The organism is Blattabacterium sp. (Mastotermes darwiniensis) str. MADAR (assembly GCF_000233435.1).
Classification (GTDB): domain Bacteria; phylum Bacteroidota; class Bacteroidia; order Flavobacteriales; family Blattabacteriaceae; genus Blattabacterium.
Genome location: NC_016146.1, coordinates 391,188 through 408,957, shown reverse-complemented (window position 1 = coordinate 408,957; position 17,770 = coordinate 391,188). Strand labels below are relative to the sequence as shown.

The window sequence follows — 17,770 nt, the reverse complement described above, 5'->3', positions numbered from 1 at the left end:
ACGATAATACTTTTATTATGGAAGAGAACTATAAAAATATAATGAATGATATTAATACTTTTGTATTCGATGTTGATGGAGTATTAACTAATTGCACTTTAAATTTATTTCCTGATGGAAATATGGTTCGTCAAATGTTTGTTAAAGATGGATTTGCAATACAATTAGCAAAAAAAAAAGGATATAATTTGTGTATAATTACAAAAGGGTGCGATTTAATGGTTTTCAGACGTTTAAGAGGTCTAAATATTCGTCATATCTATCAAGGGGTGGATAATAAAAAGAAATATTTGGATGAATATTGTCATATTTTGAATATAACCAAAAAACGGATATTGTATATGGGAGATGATATTCCTGATATTGAAATCATGAAAACTGTAGCATTGCCTTGTTCTCCGATAGATGCTGTTCAAGAAGTAAAGAAAATATCCAAATATATTTCTCCAAAAAAAGGTGGAAAAGGATGTGTTAGAGACGTAATAGAAAAAACTTTAAAAGTTCAAAAAAATTGGTTTTGAAAATCAAATAAAAAAAAATAGTGTCCTATATAAAGACACTATTTTTTTTTTATCTTAATCTTACATCATACCTCCCATTCCTCCACCTCCAGCTCCAGGCATTGGAGGAGTACTAGGTTCTTCTTTTTTTATTTCCGTAACAACACATTCAGTAGTTAATAACATTCCAGATACAGATGCTGCGTTTTCCAATGCTACTCGAGCAACTTTAGTAGGATCTATGATGCCTTCTCCTATCATATTTTTATATTCTCCCAGTTTGGCATCATAACCAAAATCTCCTTTTCCTTCAGCTACTTTAGCTACAACTACAGATCCTTCCCCTCCGGCATTAGCTACTATTTGACGTAAAGGTTCTTCTAATGAACGTCTTACTATTTGTATTCCAGTATCTTGATCCGAATTGTCTCCTATTACATTATCCAATGATTTTATAGCACGAACTAATGCTACTCCACCACCCGCAACTATTCCTTCTTCAACAGCAGCACGAGTAGCGTTCAAAGCATCATCTACACGATCTTTTTTTTCCTTCATTTCAACTTCTGATGCTGCACCTACATAAAGCACTGCTACTCCTCCAGCTAACTTAGCTAGACGTTCTTGTAATTTTTCTTTATCATAATCGGATGTAGTAGTTTCTATTTGTGCTTTTATTTGATCTACACGTGCTCTTATATCTTTTTTATTTCCTCCTCCATTAACAATGGTGGTATTATCTTTATCAATAATAACTCTTTCTGCTTTTCCTAGCATATTTAATTTTACATCTTCTAATTTACTACCTGTTTCTTCTGAAATCACAGTTCCTCCCGTAAGAATAGCTATATCTTCTAACATAGCCTTTCTTCTATCCCCAAATCCAGGAGCTTTTATAGCAGCTACTTTCAATGTTCCTCGTATTTTATTGACTACTAATGTAGCTAAAGCTTCACCCTCTACTTCTTCAGAGATAATTAGCAAAGGTTTTCCAGATTGAGCTACAGGTTCCAATATAGGAAGCAAATCTTTCATGGCTGCAATTTTCTTATCAGATAAAAGAATTTGTGGCTGATCAAATTCTGTTATCATTTTTTCTGTATTGGTTACGAAATAAGGAGACTGATAGCCTCTATCAAATTGCATTCCTTCAACCACATCAACTGATGTATCTGTCCCTTTAGCTTCTTCCACGGTAATAACACCTTCTTTTCCAACTTTTTCGAAAGCATCGGCTATTAATGCTCCAGTTTTTTCATCATTATTAGCGGAGATAGAAGCTACTTGTTTTATTTTTTCTGTGTTTCCCCCTACTTCTCTAGATTGTTTTCTTAAATCTAGAATAACAACTTCTAAAGCTTTGTCTATTCCTCTTTTTAAATCCATAGGATTTGCTCCAGCTGCTACATTTTTTAATCCTTCTCTAACTATAGCTTGTGCTAATACAGTTGCTGTAGTAGTTCCATCTCCCGCTACATCATTAGTTTTAGAAGCTACTTCCTTAACCATTTGTGCGCCTAAATTTTCTATGGAATCTTCTAACTCTATTTCTTTAGCTACAGTAACTCCATCTTTAGTTACCTGAGGACCTCCAAAAGATTTTTGTAATACAACGTTTCTCCCCTTTGGTCCTAAAGTTACTTTAACTGCATTTGCCAATGCATCTACTCCTTTTTTCAATTTATCTCTTGCTTCAATATCGAATTTAATGTCTTTTGCCATAATTTTTTGTGTTTTTTTTTAATTACAAGTTATGGATTATTATATGATTGCTATTACATCAGACTCTCGCATAATAAGATATTCCTCTCCTTCCCATTTTAGTTCCGTTCCAGAATATTTTCCATATAAAACTCTATCTCCTTTTTTTAGAATCATAGGATCATCCTTTTTTCCATTTCCAACAGCAATAACAGTTCCCTTTTGTGGTTTTTCCTTTGCCGTATCAGGAATAATGATTCCTGAAGAGGTTTTTGTTTCAGCAGGATCAGGCTGAACTAGAACTCGATCTGCTAAAGGTTTAATCTTTACTTCCATCATATTAAAAATAATTTTTAAAGTTAACGATACTAATCATTCATAGCCAAAAACATGCCAAATAAAGAATTGGGTAATTTTTTACATTTGTTTAATATTAAATGCCATAATGACATATTATAGATTTGATTTCAACAATAAATTGAAAAGTAAAGTCAAAAAAAATATTAAAATAGATAAAATCCAAGTAATTTTTTCTAAAAGTGTATTGGTTCGTTTAATTCCAAATAACTTAAAATTTTTTTCCATAAAAGACTGATGAAAAATCCCTTTTTTAGGATTTTGTATTAAAATAATTATAATAAGCAATAAACATGTTAAAAAAATGAAGAAACCAAGAAATATAGTTGAATACATGACATATTTTTTTTATTATAGACCATATTGTTTGATCTTTCTGTATAATGTTCTTTCTGAAATTCCTAATTCTTTTGCCGCTTTTCTTCTCTTCCCATTGTTTTTTTTTAGAGCTTTCTGAATAAATTCTATTTCCTTTTTTTGCAAGGAAAAGGATTCCAATTCCTTTTCATTTTTGGATGAATATTCTTCTATTTCTTCATAATCAAAATTTTCATCAGAAGAAAATTTTGAAGCATCTTCTAATTGAAAAATTCCATCTTTCATTATGGACTGAATGGAGTTATTATTGATCATATTTCCAAATACTTTTTTCATAAGTTGTTGGTTTTCTTCTATGAATTTATTGTTATTCTTGTTTTTTATCAATTGTAATGTTAAATGCTTTAAATCATTTAAATTCTTTTTCATATCGAATAATACTTTATAGAGAAAATCTCTTTCATTGGAAAAATCTTGAAAAAAGCGTTCATTATTTGAATGAGGATTAGAATAAGAAAAAGATAACGAAGGAATATTATCCGGAATATACTCTTTTAATTTATCTATGGAAATTAGACGTTTTTTTTCCACTACAGATATTTGTTCTGTAAGGTTTTTTAATTGTCTTATATTTCCTGGCCATGGATAATCTTCTAAATATTTTAATGCTTCTTCTGTAAGTTTTACTGGAGGCATATGATATTTATCCGCAAAATCATTAGAAAATTTCCTAAACAATAATCCAATATCATTCTTACGAAAACGTAAAGGAGGTACATTAATTTGAATTGTATTAAGACGATAATATAAATCTTCTCTGAATTTTCCTTTTTGAATAGATTCCAACATATTTAAATTTGTAGCAGCAACAACACGTATATTTGTTTTTTGTATTTGAGAAGATCCAACTTTAATAAATTCACCTGATTCCAAAATTCTAAGAAGACGAACTTGTGTAGTTAAAGGGAGTTCTCCTACTTCATCCAAAAATATAGTTCCTTTATTTGCTCCTTCAAAATATCCTTTTCTCATACTTGTAGCACCTGTAAAAGAGCCTTTTTCATGTCCAAATAATTCACTATCAATTGTTCCTTCTGGAATAGCGCCACAATTTACCGCAATATAAGAATGATGTTTTCTATAGGAAAATTGGTGAATTATTTTTGGAATAAATTCTTTCCCTACTCCACTTTCTCCAAGAACTAATACAGAAATATCTGTTGGTGCTACTTGAATGGCTTTTTCCAATGCCCTATGCAAAGCATAGTCGTTTCCAATAATACTAAATTTTCGTTTTATATTGTGGATGGATTCCATGTATGGATTTTACTTATTTTCTTCCTTTCCTATTAGTGTAGCCGATGTACAATCAATTATTTTTACAAAAACAGTTTCGCCTATTTTTGAATATTTTTTTGGAAACTTTGGAAAAACTACAACTGTATTTTGTGTAGTTTTGCCATACCAATCCTGATCATTTTTCTTTGATTCTCCTTCTATTAGAACTTCTTGTATTTTTCCTATATTTTTTTTCATATGAACAAAAGAATGATTTCTTTGTAAATCAATAATTTCTCTTAATCTTCTTTTTTTTATATATTCAGGAACGTTATCTTTTAATTTTCTATAAGCATAAGTTCCAGGTCTAGGAGAATAAGAGAACATATAACCATAATTGTATTTCACCTCGTTCATCAAACTAATGGTTTGTTGATGATCTTTTTCTTCTTCATCGCAAAAACCAGTTATAATATCATGTGAAATGGAACACTCAGGAATTTTCGATCTAATTTTTTTTATTAAAGAAAGATATTTCTCGCGAGTGTATTTTCTATTCATTAGTTTTAATATTTTATTGCTACCGGATTGTACCGGTAAATGAATATGTTTGCAAATATTTGAATATTTTGAAATTATTTCTATAACCTTATCGGACATATCATGAGGATTGGAAGTAGAAAAACGAATTCGCATAAATGGAATTTCTGTAGCTAATAAATCTAAAAGATTTGAAAAATCTATTTTATCATTATTTATTTTTATTGTCTTCTGATCATTAATCCATAAATAAGAATCAACATTTTGACCCAAAAGAGTCACTTCCTTAAATCCATTTTTGTATAAATTTTTGCATTCTTCAATTATGGAGTATGGATTACGACTCCTTTCTCTTCCTCTTGTAAAAGGAACAATACAAAAAGAACACATATTGTTACATCCTCTTGTTATACTTAGAAAGGTTGTTATTTTATTTTTTTTTCTAAATGGATTTACATCGGAATAAGTTTCTTTTTGATTTTTTAAAAAAATCTTGGGGTTTTTTTTTCCTTTCATTAAGGAACTAATTATGTTTGGGATGCTTTTATAGGAATCTGGACCTACTGAAAAATCTATTATGTTTGAAAAATGGTCTCTCATAGAGACAGATATTTTGGATAAACATCCAAGAATTCCCAATAATGTAGATTTTTTTTTATTTTTTATTAATTGTTGTAATCTATTTTTTATGGTTAATTCAGCTTTTTCTCTTATAGCACAAGTATTCAACAATATTATATTTGCTTTTTTTAAATTTTCAGTGAAAAGAAATCCATTTTTCAATAAAATAGAAATTATTATTTCAGTATCAGAAACATTCATTTGACAACCATAACTTTCTATATAAAAAAAATTTTTTTCATTCATGATTGATAAAGGTAAAAAAATAAAATGTCATTCTGTCATAAAAAAGAACAACGTTCATAAAAATTCATGAAATATGAAGAATTTTTTTAGCTAAAAAAATCGTATTTTTTTTTCCTGTAGATTTTTCCTTTACATTAGAAAGTTTAACAACAGAAGTCCATTTTTTTTTTGGAAAAGCCTTTACCATTTTAATAACTATATTCATTGATGGTAGTCCTACATCATTGGTAAAATTAGTACCTATCCCAAAAAATGGATTGATTTTATTTTTACAAAAAGAGGAAATACGAGCGACTTTACATGGATTAAGATTATCAGAAAATATGATTTTTTTTTGTAAAGGATTTATTTTCAATTTTTGATAATGATTTATTGTTTCTTTAACAAATAAAAGAGGATCTCCACTATCATGTCTGATCCCTTCAAAAAGGTTAGCTAGTTTTTTATCAAAGTTTTTAAAAAATATGGGAGAAGTATATGTATCCGATAAAGCTATTCCTAAATTTTTTCCATATATATTCAACCAATTTTTCATTGCAATCTTATCTGCTATATTAAATCCATATTTAGCTGCATGAAACATGATCCACTCGTGTCCATGAGTCCCAATAGGTTTTATAGAAAATATATGGGATAGATGAACATTACTGCTCCCCATAAAAAAAGTTTTTCCTTCTCTTATTAAAACTTCTAATACTAATTTATGTATTTGATAAGAAAATCTTCTTCTAGTTCCATATTCTCCAAATTTTACGTTTAATCTTTTATATTTTTCTAGTTTTTTTCTTGTGAGATGAATAATTTTTTTGTCTGAAAAACGTTTTGCTCCTGTTAATTGATAATATAATTCAGATATTATAGCCATTAGAGGAACTTCCCATAAAATAGTACGACTCCATAAACCTTCTATATACATTTGTATATTTTTTCCTTTTTGAAAAACATTAACCTCTTTGGGATTGTATTGATATTGATCTAAGAAATCTAGATACTTAGAATCTAAGTAAGGGCAATTTTTTTCTAAAAAGATTCTTTCTTCATTTGAAAGTTTCAAATTAGCCATCTTATCGAGATTTTTTTTTAATAAATCAACAAAATTTCCTGGAAAAAAATGTTTTCCACGATTGATAAATTCATATCTAGCTTTTGCTAAAGGAAATAATTTTATAACGGCATTTTGCATAGTAAATTTATAAAAGTCATTATCCAATAGAGACGAAATAATAGCAAGCTCATTCATTAGAAATATTTTTTTTGATGTAAAATATTGGAATAATTGAAAATAAAAAATCATTACTTATAAAATTAATTATTCAATTAAAAAACTTGTTGAAGTGGAATATTTTTCTATTTTGGAGAAAATATTGCTCTAAATTCTCTAAATTTGCTTTTAAATAAAACAATTTTATATGGACAATACGAAATTATACGTTGGAAATTTATCTTATGAGATGACAGAACAGGAATTAAAAGAACATTTTGAATCTATAGGGGAGGTAACTCACGCAAAAATTATTTTTGACGAATCTACTTCGAATAAGAGAAGTAAGGGTTTTGGATTTATAGAAATGTCTAATGAAGAAAATGCAAAAAAAGCTATAGAGAAGCTAAATGGAACAGAATTTATGGGAAGAAATATTATTGTTTCTGTGGCAAGACCGAGAGCAAAAAGAGATTAATTTTTATTTATCTACATCTGTTTCTTATAATAAAAAAAAAGAATCCTATGAAAAAGTTATATGGAACAGGTGTAGCTTTGGTTACTCCTTTTAAAAAAAATGGAAATATAGATTTTAATGGACTTGAAAAACTCGTTAAATATGTTGGAAATAAAGTAGAATATTTGGTAATATTAGGAACTACCGCTGAAACTTCTACTTTAAAAGAAGAAGAAAAAAGAGATATTATTGAATGTATTAAAAGTTTTAACTATAAAAAAAGACCATTAGTATTAGGAATAGGAGGAAATAATACAGAGGATATTATAGCCAAGATAAAAAGTATCGATTTATCAGATTTTTTAGCTATTTTAACTGTTACTCCCTATTACAATAATCCTTCTCAAGAAGGGATTTACCAACATTTTAAATCTATTGTTAGACAAACAAATGTTAATATTATTGTTTATAATGTACCTAAAAGAACCGGATCTAATGTTTTACCAGAAACAGTTATTCGATTAGCTAAGAATTTTCAAAATATTGTAGGAATAAAAGAAGCTTCTGGTAACATTTTACAATCCTATAAGATTATAGAAAAAAGACCAAATAATTTTAGTGTTATATCAGGGGATGATTTTATTTCTCTGCCTATAATTTTAGGAGGAGGAGAAGGTGTAATTTCCGTAATAGCTCAAGGAATACCTGATAGTATTTCTAGAATGATATCCTTAGCAAGGAAAAAAAAATCAGAAGAGGCTTTTGCTATTTTTTATGAAATATTTAGTATGATTGATCTTCTTTATCGAGAAGGAAATCCTACAGGAATTAAAACATTTTTAAATCTTATAGGAATATGTAATTCGTATGTAAGATTACCATTATTGAGTGGATCTTCCTCTTTAAGAAATAAAATTCGATATTTGCTAAGAACAAATAGGATAACAAAATTTTAATTTTTTTTATGTTTATTAGTAATAAAATCCAAAAAGGATTAAAAAATCAATTGAATAGAGAATTGGAATCTTCTCAATTATATTTATCTATGGCTTCTTGGGTGGAACATGAATATGGAGGATTTGAAGGAATCTGTAATTTTCTGTATGATCATTCAGATGAAGAAAGAAGACACATGTTGAAATTAATAAGGTATATTAATAAAAGAGGTGGATATGCCGATATTTTTTTTGATAATAATCATATTAATAATAAAACTACATATGGTTCTTTGAAAGAATTATTTCAAAAGTTATTTGAACATGAAAAGAAAATTTCTTCAGAGATTAATCTTTTAGTAGAATTGTCTTTGAAAGAAAAAGATTATTTTACCTATAATTTTTTACAATGGTTTGTTGAAGAACAAATAGAAGAAGAAACATTAAGTAAAACGATATTGGATAAAATTCAATTGATTGGAGAAAATAAAGGATGTTTATATTTATTGGATCGTGATATAAAAAATTTTCAAAAAAAATGAAAATGGGATGTAAATTATACAAAATTTTCTTTTTATCATTGTTCATAATGATGGGATGTTATGTGAAATGTTATGGAGAAAAGGAGAATTTTTGTAAAAACAAAATTTCAAGTTTATTACGGAAACTTAATTTTTATTCAAAAAAAAATCTTTTAGAAAAAGATTCAGAGGAAAATGTATTGTTTCAACGTAGTTTTAATAATTACCTTAGTTCATTAAGTTTTGATTTAGATCCAACAAAAACTAAAAAAGCAATTGAAGAATTGAATCAATTTATTAAAAAGTATCCAAATAGTTACAAAATAAGTGAAGCTCATAAGCTCCTATCAGAATTAGAAAATAGACTTGAAAAAAAAGATTTTTATATAGCCCATACATATTTTTTAATGAAGAAATATAATGCAGCTTTAATTTATTTTCAAAATTTTTTGATGGATTTTCCAAAAAGTAATTTTAAAGAGAAAGTTTTATACCAAATATGTATCATTAAATATAAACTGGCTAATAATAAAGAAAAAGTTCTTAATTTTTTTGAAGAGTATAATAAATATATTAAATCGTATCCAAATTCACCTAATATAAAAACATTAAAAATATTTTATAAAAAATTATTAAATCAATTATGAATCTTAAAGAAGTTAAGGCTCCAGTAACTACAATTACTGTAGATCGTATCGAATTGGAAAATAAATCAGGAAAAAATATTTATGAAACTATTGTCATTTTAGAAAAAATTAGTCAAAAAATTAATTCTGAAATAAAAGAGGATTTGGATAAAAAATTAGAAGAATTTAATCTTATTAACAAAAATAATTTAGAAGAAGTTTTTGAAAACAAAGAACAAATAGATTTATCCAAATTTTATGAAAGATTACCAAAGGCAACATCCATTTCTATTCAATATTTATTAGATGGAAAAATTAAGATTCATTAATATTATCGTAATCCTTTAAGAATTTTTTCAATCCTATTTTTGTTAATGGATGATAGAAAAGGGTATCTATAACTTTGAATGGAGTAGTTACAGCATGTATTCCTATTTTAGCACATTCCAAAATGTGAAAAGGATTTCGTATTGAAGCTGCTAAAATTTTAGTATTAAAATGGTAATATTCATAAATGGTTTTTATTTCTTTTACTAAACTCAATCCATTATATGATATATCGTCCAATCTCCCTATAAATGGAGATACATAATTAGATCCTACTTTTGCTGCTAAAAGAGCCTGTCCTAATGAAAAAACTAAGGTACAATTAGTTTTAATATTTTTATTAGATAAATATTTAATTGCTTTAATTCCGTCTTTACTTATCGGTATTTTTACCACTATTTTTGGATGTAAAAGTGAAAGTTTTTCTCCTTCTTGGATCATATCCGTATAATTTGTACTTATTACTTCTATGCTAACATTTCCTTCTTCTCTTTTTAAAAGATTGCAAATGGAGGTATAATGATTATAAATATCACTTTTATCAATAATTTCTTTTGAAATTAAAGAGGGGTTAGTTGTTATTCCATCCAATAAACCTAATAATTGAGCTTTTCTTATTTCTTCTAGGTTAGCTGTATCTATAAAAAATTTCATACGTTGAATAATATAAAAAAATAAATTTATGAAAAATTTGAGAATAAAAATCTGTAAATTTATAAAAAATCATATTGTTATGTATTTTGATGTTATTGTTTTAGGTAGTGGACCTGGTGGTTATGTTGCTTCTATACGATCGGCACAGCTTGGAATGAAAACAGCTATAGTAGAAAAAGAATGTTTGGGAGGAGTTGGTTTAAATTGGGGATATATACCAACAAAAACTCTATTAAATAGCGCAAAAACCTTGCAAATAATAAAAAAAAATGAAAATTTATTCGGAATACATAATCAAATAAAGATTGATTTTGGGAAAATTATTTCCAATAGTAGAAATGTAGTGAATAAGATGAGAGAGAGAATAACATTCTTAATGAAAAAGAATGGAATCCATGTTATTCATGGAAAGGCAAAATTAAAAAATGGAAAAAAAATTGAAATACTTAAAAATCAAAAAAAAATTGAAGAATGTTATGCTTCTCATATCATCATAGCTACAGGATCAAGATCTAAAATAGAAGAAAAATTTCAAAAAGATAAAATTATAGGATATAAGGAAGCTATATCTCTTTCTCTATTACCAAAAAAAATGATTGTCATGGGTTCAGATTCCATTGGATTGGAATTTTCTTATTTTTATCATTCTATGGGGACTGAAGTAACTATTATAGAATTATTTCCCAAACTTCTTCCAAATGGAGATGAAGATATCTCCGACCAATTAAAAATTTATTTTGATCAAATAGGAATAAAAAATTACACTTCATCTTTTATAAAGGAAATAAATTCTTCTAAAAAAGGTATTTTAGCTGAAATTCAGACTCCTATAAAAAACATTACTTTAGAAGCGGATATAGCATTATCTACTATTGGGACTCCTATTCCAAATGTTTGGGATATAGGATTGGAAGAAATTGGTATTCATACCAACAAAAAAGGATTCATAATTGTAGATGATAAGTATAGAACCAATATAGATGGATATTATGCTATTGGAGATGTTATAGAAGGACCATCTTTTGCTCATGTAGCTTCAAATGAAGCTATTTCATGTGTAGAAAATATTAAAGGGATGAATCCTCAAAAAATAGATTATAATAATATTCCAAAATGTATTTATTGTTATCCAGAAATTTCCTCTGTGGGCTATACTGAAAAACAAGCGAAAGAAAAAGGATATAAAATTAAAGTAGGAAAATTTTCTTTTAGAAATCTTGGAAAATCTATTTGTGATAACAATACAGAAGGATTTGTTAAGGTTATTTTTGACGATAAATATGATGAATGGTTAGGTTGTCATATGATTGGGAACAATGTGTCGGAAATCATTTCTGAAGTTGTAGTTGCCAGAAAATTAGAAGCTAATAATTATGAAATCATGGGATGTATTCATCCCCATCCTTCATTGAGTGAATCTATTTTAGAATCGATTTTTCATGCCTATGAAAAATCGATTCATCTATAGTAGAAAAGTTCAGTTTTTTCTTATTTATTTCTTTTCTTCCATATGATCATATGAATATGATACACATTATATTATTTGGACCACCAGGATGTGGAAAAGGAACTCAAGCAAAAATATTAGAAAATAAATTTGGGTTTATCCATTTATCTCCTGGAAGAATATTTAGACATCACATAAAAAATAAAACAAGTTTAGGTCAATTTGCTAGTTATTATATCAATAAAGGAATATTAGTTCCCGATAAGATCACTACAAATATGTTGAATCTTGAAATGAAAAAGTATATTCAATCCAAAGGAATTATTTATGATGGTTATCCAAGAACAAAAAATCAAGTTTTTTCTTTAGAAAAAATATTACAAGAATTTTCTTTAGGAGAAATCAACATAATTTTTTCTTTTTGTATACAAAAAGACTTATTAATAAATAGACTTCTGAAAAGAGGAAGGATTAGTCATCGTAATGATGATACGAATATTATTACGGTTAAAAGAAGAATAGAAGAATACAATAAGGAAACTGCTTTTATTTGGAAGGAAAAAAAATGGAAAAATAATATCATTACACTTAATGCTTCTTATTCTGTAAAAAATATTTCCCTTCTTATAGAGAAAAGTATTATGAAACTTTGAAAAAGTATTTCCTTATGAAAGATAACTTTATAGATTTTATCAAAATCTATTGTAAAAGTGGAAATGGAGGAATGGGATGTATTCATTTCCATAGAGATAAAAAAAAAAGGGGGCCTGATGGAGGATCAGGTGGAAAAGGAGGAGATATTATTCTACGAGGGAATTCTAATCTTCATACATATATTCATTTAAGATATAAAAAACGTTGGATAGCAAAATCTGGATCTCCAGGAAAAGGAAATAATATAACAGGATCAAATGGAAAAAATTTATTTATAGAAGTTCCTGTAGGAACTATAGTTAGAGATATTAATAAAACTATTATAGTAGAAATTACTAAAGATAATCAAGAAGAGGTTTTATTCAAAGGAGGAAAAGGGGGAAAAGGGAATGTTTTTTTTAAAAGTTCTAAATCACAATCTCCTTATTATGCCCAACCTGGTATAAAAACTACAGGAAATTGGATCTTTTTAGAATTAAAAATTTTGGCCGATGTTGGTTTAATTGGATTTCCAAATTCAGGAAAATCAACTTTACTTTCTAAAATGACAAAAGCGAGACCAAAAATAGGAAATTTTTCTTTTACTACTAAAAGACCAAATTTAGGAATTGTTTCAATGAATTATAAATCTTTTTTAATGGCTGATTTACCTGGAATTATAGAAAATGCTTCAAAAGGAAAAGGGTTAGGACATTATTTCCTAAGACATATAGAACGTAATTCCGTTCTATTATTTTTAATTTCTTCAAAAACAAGAAATAAGAAAAAAGAATATTTCATTTTATTGAATGAATTGAAAAAATTTAATAAAAAATTATTAAATAAAAAACGTTTATTGGTTATTTCTAAATCAGATTTAATTGATGATAGAATTAAAATAAAAATCAAAAATATTTTTCTAAAATTAGAAATAGACATTATTTTTATATCTTCTTTTACAAAGGAAGGTCTTTCCTTATTAAAGAATAAATTGTTGAATTTTATTCAATCGATTTAAATGCGATAATGGAGCAAGCGGAACTACATCACATCGCTACAACCTAATTACCTTTGCTGTGTTCCCACCCTGGAGGAGTTATAGGGAGCTGATTGTGTAGGACTTGCTCCTAGTTTGTCAAATATAAAAAAAAATTATAAATTTTGTTTTTTTTCAAAAAAAAGTTTCTCATTTTTTGAAAATTATTTTTCAATATTTTTTTATAAAAATATGAAGAAAAAATATGTTTTTGTTACAGGAGGGGTTACTTCCTCATTGGGTAAAGGAATTATTTCTGCTTCATTAGGAATGTTATTAAAGAGTAGAGGTTATAAAATTACAATCCAAAAATTGGATCCTTATTTTAATATCGATCCAGGAACTTTAAATCCTTATGAACACGGAGAATGTTTTGTAACAAATGATGGAGCTGAAACAGATTTAGATTTAGGGCACTATGAACGTTTTTTGGATCAAACTACTACCAAAGATAATAATATTACTTCTGGTCTTATATATAAAACAGTTATTGATAATGAACGGAAAGGATATTATTTGGGAAAAACGGTTCAAGTGATTCCTCATATTACCAATGAGATAAAAAAACGAATATTAGGAAAATCCAATCCATATGATATAGTTATTACTGAAATAGGAGGAACTGTTGGAGATATAGAGATTCTTCCTTATATTGAATCTGTACGTCAATTGAAATGGGAATTAGGAGAAAATAATGGATTGGTTATTCATTTAACCTTGTTACCCTATATATCAGTTACTGGAGAAATAAAAACTAAACCTACCCAACATTCTGTTCGTAATTTAATGGAAAATGGAATACAAGCAGATATTCTAGTTTGTAGAACAGAAAAACATATATCCAAAAATATTCGAAATAAGTTAGCTTTGTTTTGCAATGTAAAACCAGAGCATGTCATTGAATCTATTGATACAAGAATTATATACGATATCCCATGTTTATTGCATAGACAAAACTTTGATAAAGTAGTTTTAAATCATTTTAATTTATCCACTATTGTTTCTCCAAATTTGAAAAAATGGAAAAATTTTATAAGGAAATATAAAAATCCTAAATATGAAATCAAGATAGCATTGGTTGGAAAATATGTTTCTTTACATGATTCTTACAAATCCATTATTGAAGCATTAATTCATGCAGGAACAAAAAATGAGATTCATGTTCGTATAAAGTGGATTCATTCTGGGGCGATCAATGATAAAAATATGGAAGAATATTTTAATGATATTTCTGGAATTTTGATTGCTCCTGGATTTGGAAATAGAGGGATAGAAGGAAAAATACTTTCAGCAAAATATGCGAGAGAAAAAAATATTCCTTTTTTAGGGATATGTTTAGGAATGCAAATAGCAGTAATAGAATTTGCTAAAAATGTATTAAAGATTCAAGAAGCGGAAAGTAATGAAACTAATCCATATGCTTCTTATCCAGTTATTAGTCTAATGAAAGAGCAAAAAAATATTATTCAAAAAGGTGGGACTATGCGTTTAGGAAATTGTAAATGTTCTTTAATGGAAGGATCTAAAATTTTTTCTATTTACGGAGAAAAAAAGGAAATATTTGAAAGGCATCGTCATAGATATGAATTTAACAATATTTATTTAGAAGATTTTTCTAATGCTGGAATGAAACCTGTAGGAATAAATCCTGAGACGGGTTTAGTAGAAGCTATGGAGTTAGATAATCACGTTTTTTTCTTAGGGGTTCAATTTCATCCTGAATATAAGAGTACAGTTATTACTCCTCATCCATTATTTACTTATTTTGTACAAATTTCTAAAAATTACAAATCATTTGATTATCAAAAACAGAATACTCCTTATGTATGAAGGATAAAAATTTGGATTATCAATCCACTATTGGTTTATTTCTTATATTGGTTATACTAACAATTTTTACATATTTCAATGTATCTAGAAAAAAATTTTCATCAGAAAAATTTCTTGAAAAAAGAATTTTCATGGGAAAAAAATTTTCTTTTCCAAAAAAGAAAATAAATGATTATTTATTAGAAAATAAAGTTTTAAAACTTAAAATTTCTAATTTAGGAGGAATTATTGATGAAGTACTTTTAAAAAAGTATAAGGCTTATAATCCAGTTCATTCTTTACATAGTCAAAATCTTTATTTAATAAAAGATTCTAGTTTTTCATATAAAATGATTTTTTATAAAAACAATAAGAAAATCATCGATACAAGCCTTTTATATTTTTCTCCTTTTTTCTTTAAAAAAAAAGGAGGAAATATAATTCTTATAATGAGAGCAAAAAATCCTTACGGAAAAGGTTTTATAGAATATATATATACTATAGGGGAAAAAAATCAGTATGATATTGTATTTTTTGTACGAACAATAGATTTTCTCCCTCACACAATTGATCCAATAGTTTCAATTAATTTGGAACAAAAAATTTTTTCTTTAGAAAAGGATAAAAATTGGGAAAATTCTTACACTAAGGTATATTATTCCTATAAGAAAAATAAGGATTCAAAGATTAAATGTTTATCCGAAAAATATTCAGAAGAAAGGAATATATCCGATTTAAATTGGATAGCTCACAAACAACAATTTTTTGCCTCTGTTTTTATGGTAGAAAAATCATTGAAAAATGTTTTTATTCGTTCTGAAAATTTTTATTCAGAAAATTTTTTAAAAAAAATTAAATCTAAATTTTTTTTAAGAAAAAGAAAAAAAGAAAATTTCAATATTTTTTTTAGATTTTATTTTGGCCCATTGGATTTTTATTCATTAAAAAAATATGAAAAAAAGATTGAAAATATTATTCCATTTGGTTGGGGTTTTTTAAAATGGATTAACAAATATTTTTTTTTAATCATTTTTCAATTTTTGGAAAAAACAAATTTGAATTATGGAATTATTATTATTTTAATGACTATTGTTGTCAAATTAATACTATCTCCAATTACTTATAGACAATACAAGTTAAGTGCTATGATGAAGTTAATTCGTCCAGAAATTGATGAGTTAAATAAAAGATTTATAAATTCAGATCCATTAAAAAAACAAAAAGCTATGATGGAATTATATCGTAAAGTAGGAATTAATCCAATGTCTGGATGTCTGACTAGCCTATTTCAAATACCTATTTTTTATTCATTATTTAAATTTTTTCCTACTCTAATCAATCTTAGAGGAAAATCTTTTTTGTGGGTGAAAGATTTAACTTCATATGATTCTATTTTTGAATTACCATTTACTATTCCATTTTATGGAAATCATATAAGTTTACTTACTTTATTGTACTCATCAGCTCTTTTAATTTATACAAAATTAAGTAATGAAAGAGATTATTCCAATCAAAATGGAGGAATAGATATGCATTTTCTCTTATATTTGATGCCTCTAATAATGTTATTTTTCATAAATAGTTATGCTTCTGGACTTTCTCTTTATTATTTCACATCTAATATTATTAATATAGGTTTGATTTTCTTTATAAAAAAATTTATGTTGGACGAACATAAAATTCATCAAAAAATTCAGGATAATAGAAATAAAAGTAAAAAAAAAACACGTAATTACTGGAATTGTAGAATTCAAGAAATAATAAAAAAAACTAGAAAAAACTAATAAATAAGTTTTATTTCTTTTGTAGAGAAACAATATAATTTTTTATTATGGTTCTCTTCAATAACCAAATATCCTTCTTTCGTTATATTTCGGATAGTTCCTTGTATATATTTATTGATTTTATTATTATAGAAATAAGATATTTGGTTTTTTCTATAAAGATGATTCATATAATAATTTCTTACAAAAACTTCTCCATAGCTCGTAAAGAATAAATATTCTTTTTGTATTGAAAGAATTAATTTGTAAAAAAGTTTTTCTAGTTTAAAATTTTTGTTAAAAATTATTTTCATAGAGGTTGCTTGAAAATTTTCATCAAATTTCATTTGATTAACATTTAATCCAATTCCAATTATAGTTCTATGTATTTTTCTATGATAAATACTATTTTCAGTCAAAATTCCTCCTATCTTTTTATTCATAAAAATAATGTCATTAGGCCACTTAATCCAAAAGTTTTTGTTATAAAAAAATAAGGTTTTATGAATAGCATTGCTTATAAGTAAATTTATAATGTATCCCTTATCAAGGGCTAAATTGATTGATTTTAAAAAAACGCTGAAAGTCAAATTTTTTCCTTTTTCTACATTCCAATAATTTTTTTCTAAACCTTTTCCTTTAGTTTGATTCATAGACCAAACTATAGTCCAATTTCTCATATATCTATTTCTTCTTTTTACATATTGATTAGTAGAATCTACTGTATGCAGATAAATTAAATATATTGGCCAAATGAATTTTATCAAGATATTATTTTAAATTGTAAAATTTAATTTCAA

General features: G+C 26.4%; 19 protein-coding genes and 1 other RNA gene. 11 read left to right on the top strand and 9 right to left on the bottom strand.

The features are described 5' to 3' along the window. Window positions 1-17 precede the first annotated feature (17 nt). On the top strand, window positions 18-521 hold the full coding sequence (locus MADAR_RS02035; protein WP_041177997.1) for an HAD family hydrolase: 504 nt from the start codon (window positions 18-20) through the stop codon (window positions 519-521). A gap of 60 nt (window positions 522-581) precedes the next feature. On the opposite strand, the gene groL is transcribed toward MADAR_RS02035, so the two are convergent. From groL to pncB, 6 genes are all read right to left on the bottom strand, one after another. Continuing rightward, window positions 582-2,222, bottom strand: coding sequence for a chaperonin GroEL (groL, locus tag MADAR_RS02030; RefSeq protein WP_014158870.1), 1,641 nt, complete (start codon window positions 2,220-2,222; stop codon window positions 582-584). 39 nt (window positions 2,223-2,261) lie between these two features. Further along, window positions 2,262-2,540 (bottom strand): co-chaperone GroES, encoded by a 279-nt coding sequence (gene groES, locus MADAR_RS02025; RefSeq protein WP_014158869.1) that lies wholly within the window; start codon window positions 2,538-2,540, stop codon window positions 2,262-2,264. A 114-nt stretch (window positions 2,541-2,654) separates the two neighbouring features. After that, window positions 2,655-2,894: a preprotein translocase subunit SecG gene (secG, locus tag MADAR_RS02020; protein WP_014158868.1), complete on the bottom strand. Its 240-nt coding sequence runs from the start codon at window positions 2,892-2,894 to the stop codon at window positions 2,655-2,657. Between the two features lie 15 nt (window positions 2,895-2,909). Then, window positions 2,910-4,193 (bottom strand): sigma-54-dependent Fis family transcriptional regulator, encoded by a 1,284-nt coding sequence (locus MADAR_RS02015; protein WP_014158867.1) that lies wholly within the window; start codon window positions 4,191-4,193, stop codon window positions 2,910-2,912. Window positions 4,194-4,202: 9 nt separating this feature from the next. Then, complete coding sequence (miaB, locus tag MADAR_RS02010) at window positions 4,203-5,561, bottom strand: tRNA (N6-isopentenyl adenosine(37)-C2)-methylthiotransferase MiaB (protein WP_014158866.1); 1,359 nt, start codon at window positions 5,559-5,561, stop codon at window positions 4,203-4,205. A gap of 64 nt (window positions 5,562-5,625) precedes the next feature. Then, a complete protein-coding gene (gene pncB, locus MADAR_RS02005; protein ID WP_041177996.1) occupies window positions 5,626-6,801 on the bottom strand; it encodes a nicotinate phosphoribosyltransferase in 1,176 nt (391 codons plus the stop codon). A 169-nt stretch (window positions 6,802-6,970) separates the two neighbouring features. On the opposite strand from pncB, the gene MADAR_RS02000 reads away from it, so the two are divergent. From MADAR_RS02000 to MADAR_RS01980, 5 genes are read left to right on the top strand one after another with little or no spacing between them, the layout of a single operon-like run. Next, a complete protein-coding gene (locus tag MADAR_RS02000) occupies window positions 6,971-7,240 on the top strand; it encodes an RNA-binding protein (RefSeq protein ID WP_014158864.1) in 270 nt (89 codons plus the stop codon). 47 nt (window positions 7,241-7,287) lie between these two features. Beyond that, the gene (gene dapA / locus MADAR_RS01995) at window positions 7,288-8,175 is read left to right on the top strand and encodes a 4-hydroxy-tetrahydrodipicolinate synthase (RefSeq protein WP_014158863.1); all 888 of its coding nucleotides are present in this window, start codon (window positions 7,288-7,290) and stop codon (window positions 8,173-8,175) included. A gap of 8 nt (window positions 8,176-8,183) precedes the next feature. Then, window positions 8,184-8,696, top strand: a complete 513-nt coding sequence (locus MADAR_RS01990; protein WP_014158862.1) for a ferritin — start codon at window positions 8,184-8,186, stop codon at window positions 8,694-8,696. Further along, window positions 8,693-9,322: an outer membrane protein assembly factor BamD gene (locus MADAR_RS01985; RefSeq protein WP_014158861.1), complete on the top strand. Its 630-nt coding sequence runs from the start codon at window positions 8,693-8,695 to the stop codon at window positions 9,320-9,322. Before MADAR_RS01990 ends, MADAR_RS01985 begins: the two co-directional genes overlap by 4 nt. Beyond that, window positions 9,319-9,630 (top strand): hypothetical protein, encoded by a 312-nt coding sequence (locus MADAR_RS01980; protein ID WP_014158860.1) that lies wholly within the window; start codon window positions 9,319-9,321, stop codon window positions 9,628-9,630. The genes MADAR_RS01985 and MADAR_RS01980 overlap by 4 nt, the downstream gene beginning before the upstream one ends. Here the strand turns inward: MADAR_RS01980 and fsa are convergent. Further along, complete coding sequence (gene fsa, locus MADAR_RS01975) at window positions 9,617-10,282, bottom strand: fructose-6-phosphate aldolase (RefSeq protein ID WP_014158859.1); 666 nt, start codon at window positions 10,280-10,282, stop codon at window positions 9,617-9,619. The genes MADAR_RS01980 and fsa overlap by 14 nt on opposite strands. A gap of 79 nt (window positions 10,283-10,361) precedes the next feature. On the opposite strand from fsa, the gene lpdA reads away from it, so the two are divergent. Genes lpdA through obgE form a run of 3 tightly spaced genes read left to right on the top strand, consistent with a single transcriptional unit; the run spans window position 10,362 to window position 13,380 of the window. Further along, a complete protein-coding gene (gene lpdA / locus MADAR_RS01970) occupies window positions 10,362-11,750 on the top strand; it encodes a dihydrolipoyl dehydrogenase (RefSeq protein WP_041178041.1) in 1,389 nt (462 codons plus the stop codon). 56 nt (window positions 11,751-11,806) lie between these two features. Continuing rightward, entirely contained in the window at window positions 11,807-12,382 is a 576-nt protein-coding gene (locus MADAR_RS01965; RefSeq protein ID WP_041177995.1) for a nucleoside monophosphate kinase, read from the top strand. Between the two features lie 14 nt (window positions 12,383-12,396). After that, the gene (obgE, locus tag MADAR_RS01960) at window positions 12,397-13,380 is read left to right on the top strand and encodes a GTPase ObgE (RefSeq protein ID WP_014158856.1); all 984 of its coding nucleotides are present in this window, start codon (window positions 12,397-12,399) and stop codon (window positions 13,378-13,380) included. Window positions 13,381-13,389: 9 nt separating this feature from the next. On the opposite strand, the gene ffs is transcribed toward obgE, so the two are convergent. Then, window positions 13,390-13,489, bottom strand: an RNA gene (gene ffs / locus MADAR_RS03000) — signal recognition particle sRNA small type. A 101-nt stretch (window positions 13,490-13,590) separates the two neighbouring features. Between ffs and MADAR_RS01955 the strand changes: the two genes are divergently transcribed. After that, window positions 13,591-15,228 carry a CTP synthase gene (locus MADAR_RS01955; protein ID WP_014158855.1) on the top strand — a complete coding sequence of 546 codons (1,638 nt, stop codon included), beginning with the start codon at window positions 13,591-13,593 and terminating at the stop codon, window positions 15,226-15,228. After that, a complete protein-coding gene (locus tag MADAR_RS01950; RefSeq protein ID WP_014158854.1) occupies window positions 15,225-16,991 on the top strand; it encodes a YidC/Oxa1 family insertase periplasmic-domain containing protein in 1,767 nt (588 codons plus the stop codon). Before MADAR_RS01955 ends, MADAR_RS01950 begins: the two co-directional genes overlap by 4 nt. Here the strand turns inward: MADAR_RS01950 and MADAR_RS01945 are convergent. Continuing rightward, window positions 16,988-17,737: a biotin--[acetyl-CoA-carboxylase] ligase gene (locus MADAR_RS01945; protein ID WP_041177994.1), complete on the bottom strand. Its 750-nt coding sequence runs from the start codon at window positions 17,735-17,737 to the stop codon at window positions 16,988-16,990. The two genes, MADAR_RS01950 and MADAR_RS01945, sit on opposite strands and share 4 nt — an antisense overlap. Window positions 17,738-17,770: the final 33 nt, after the last annotated feature.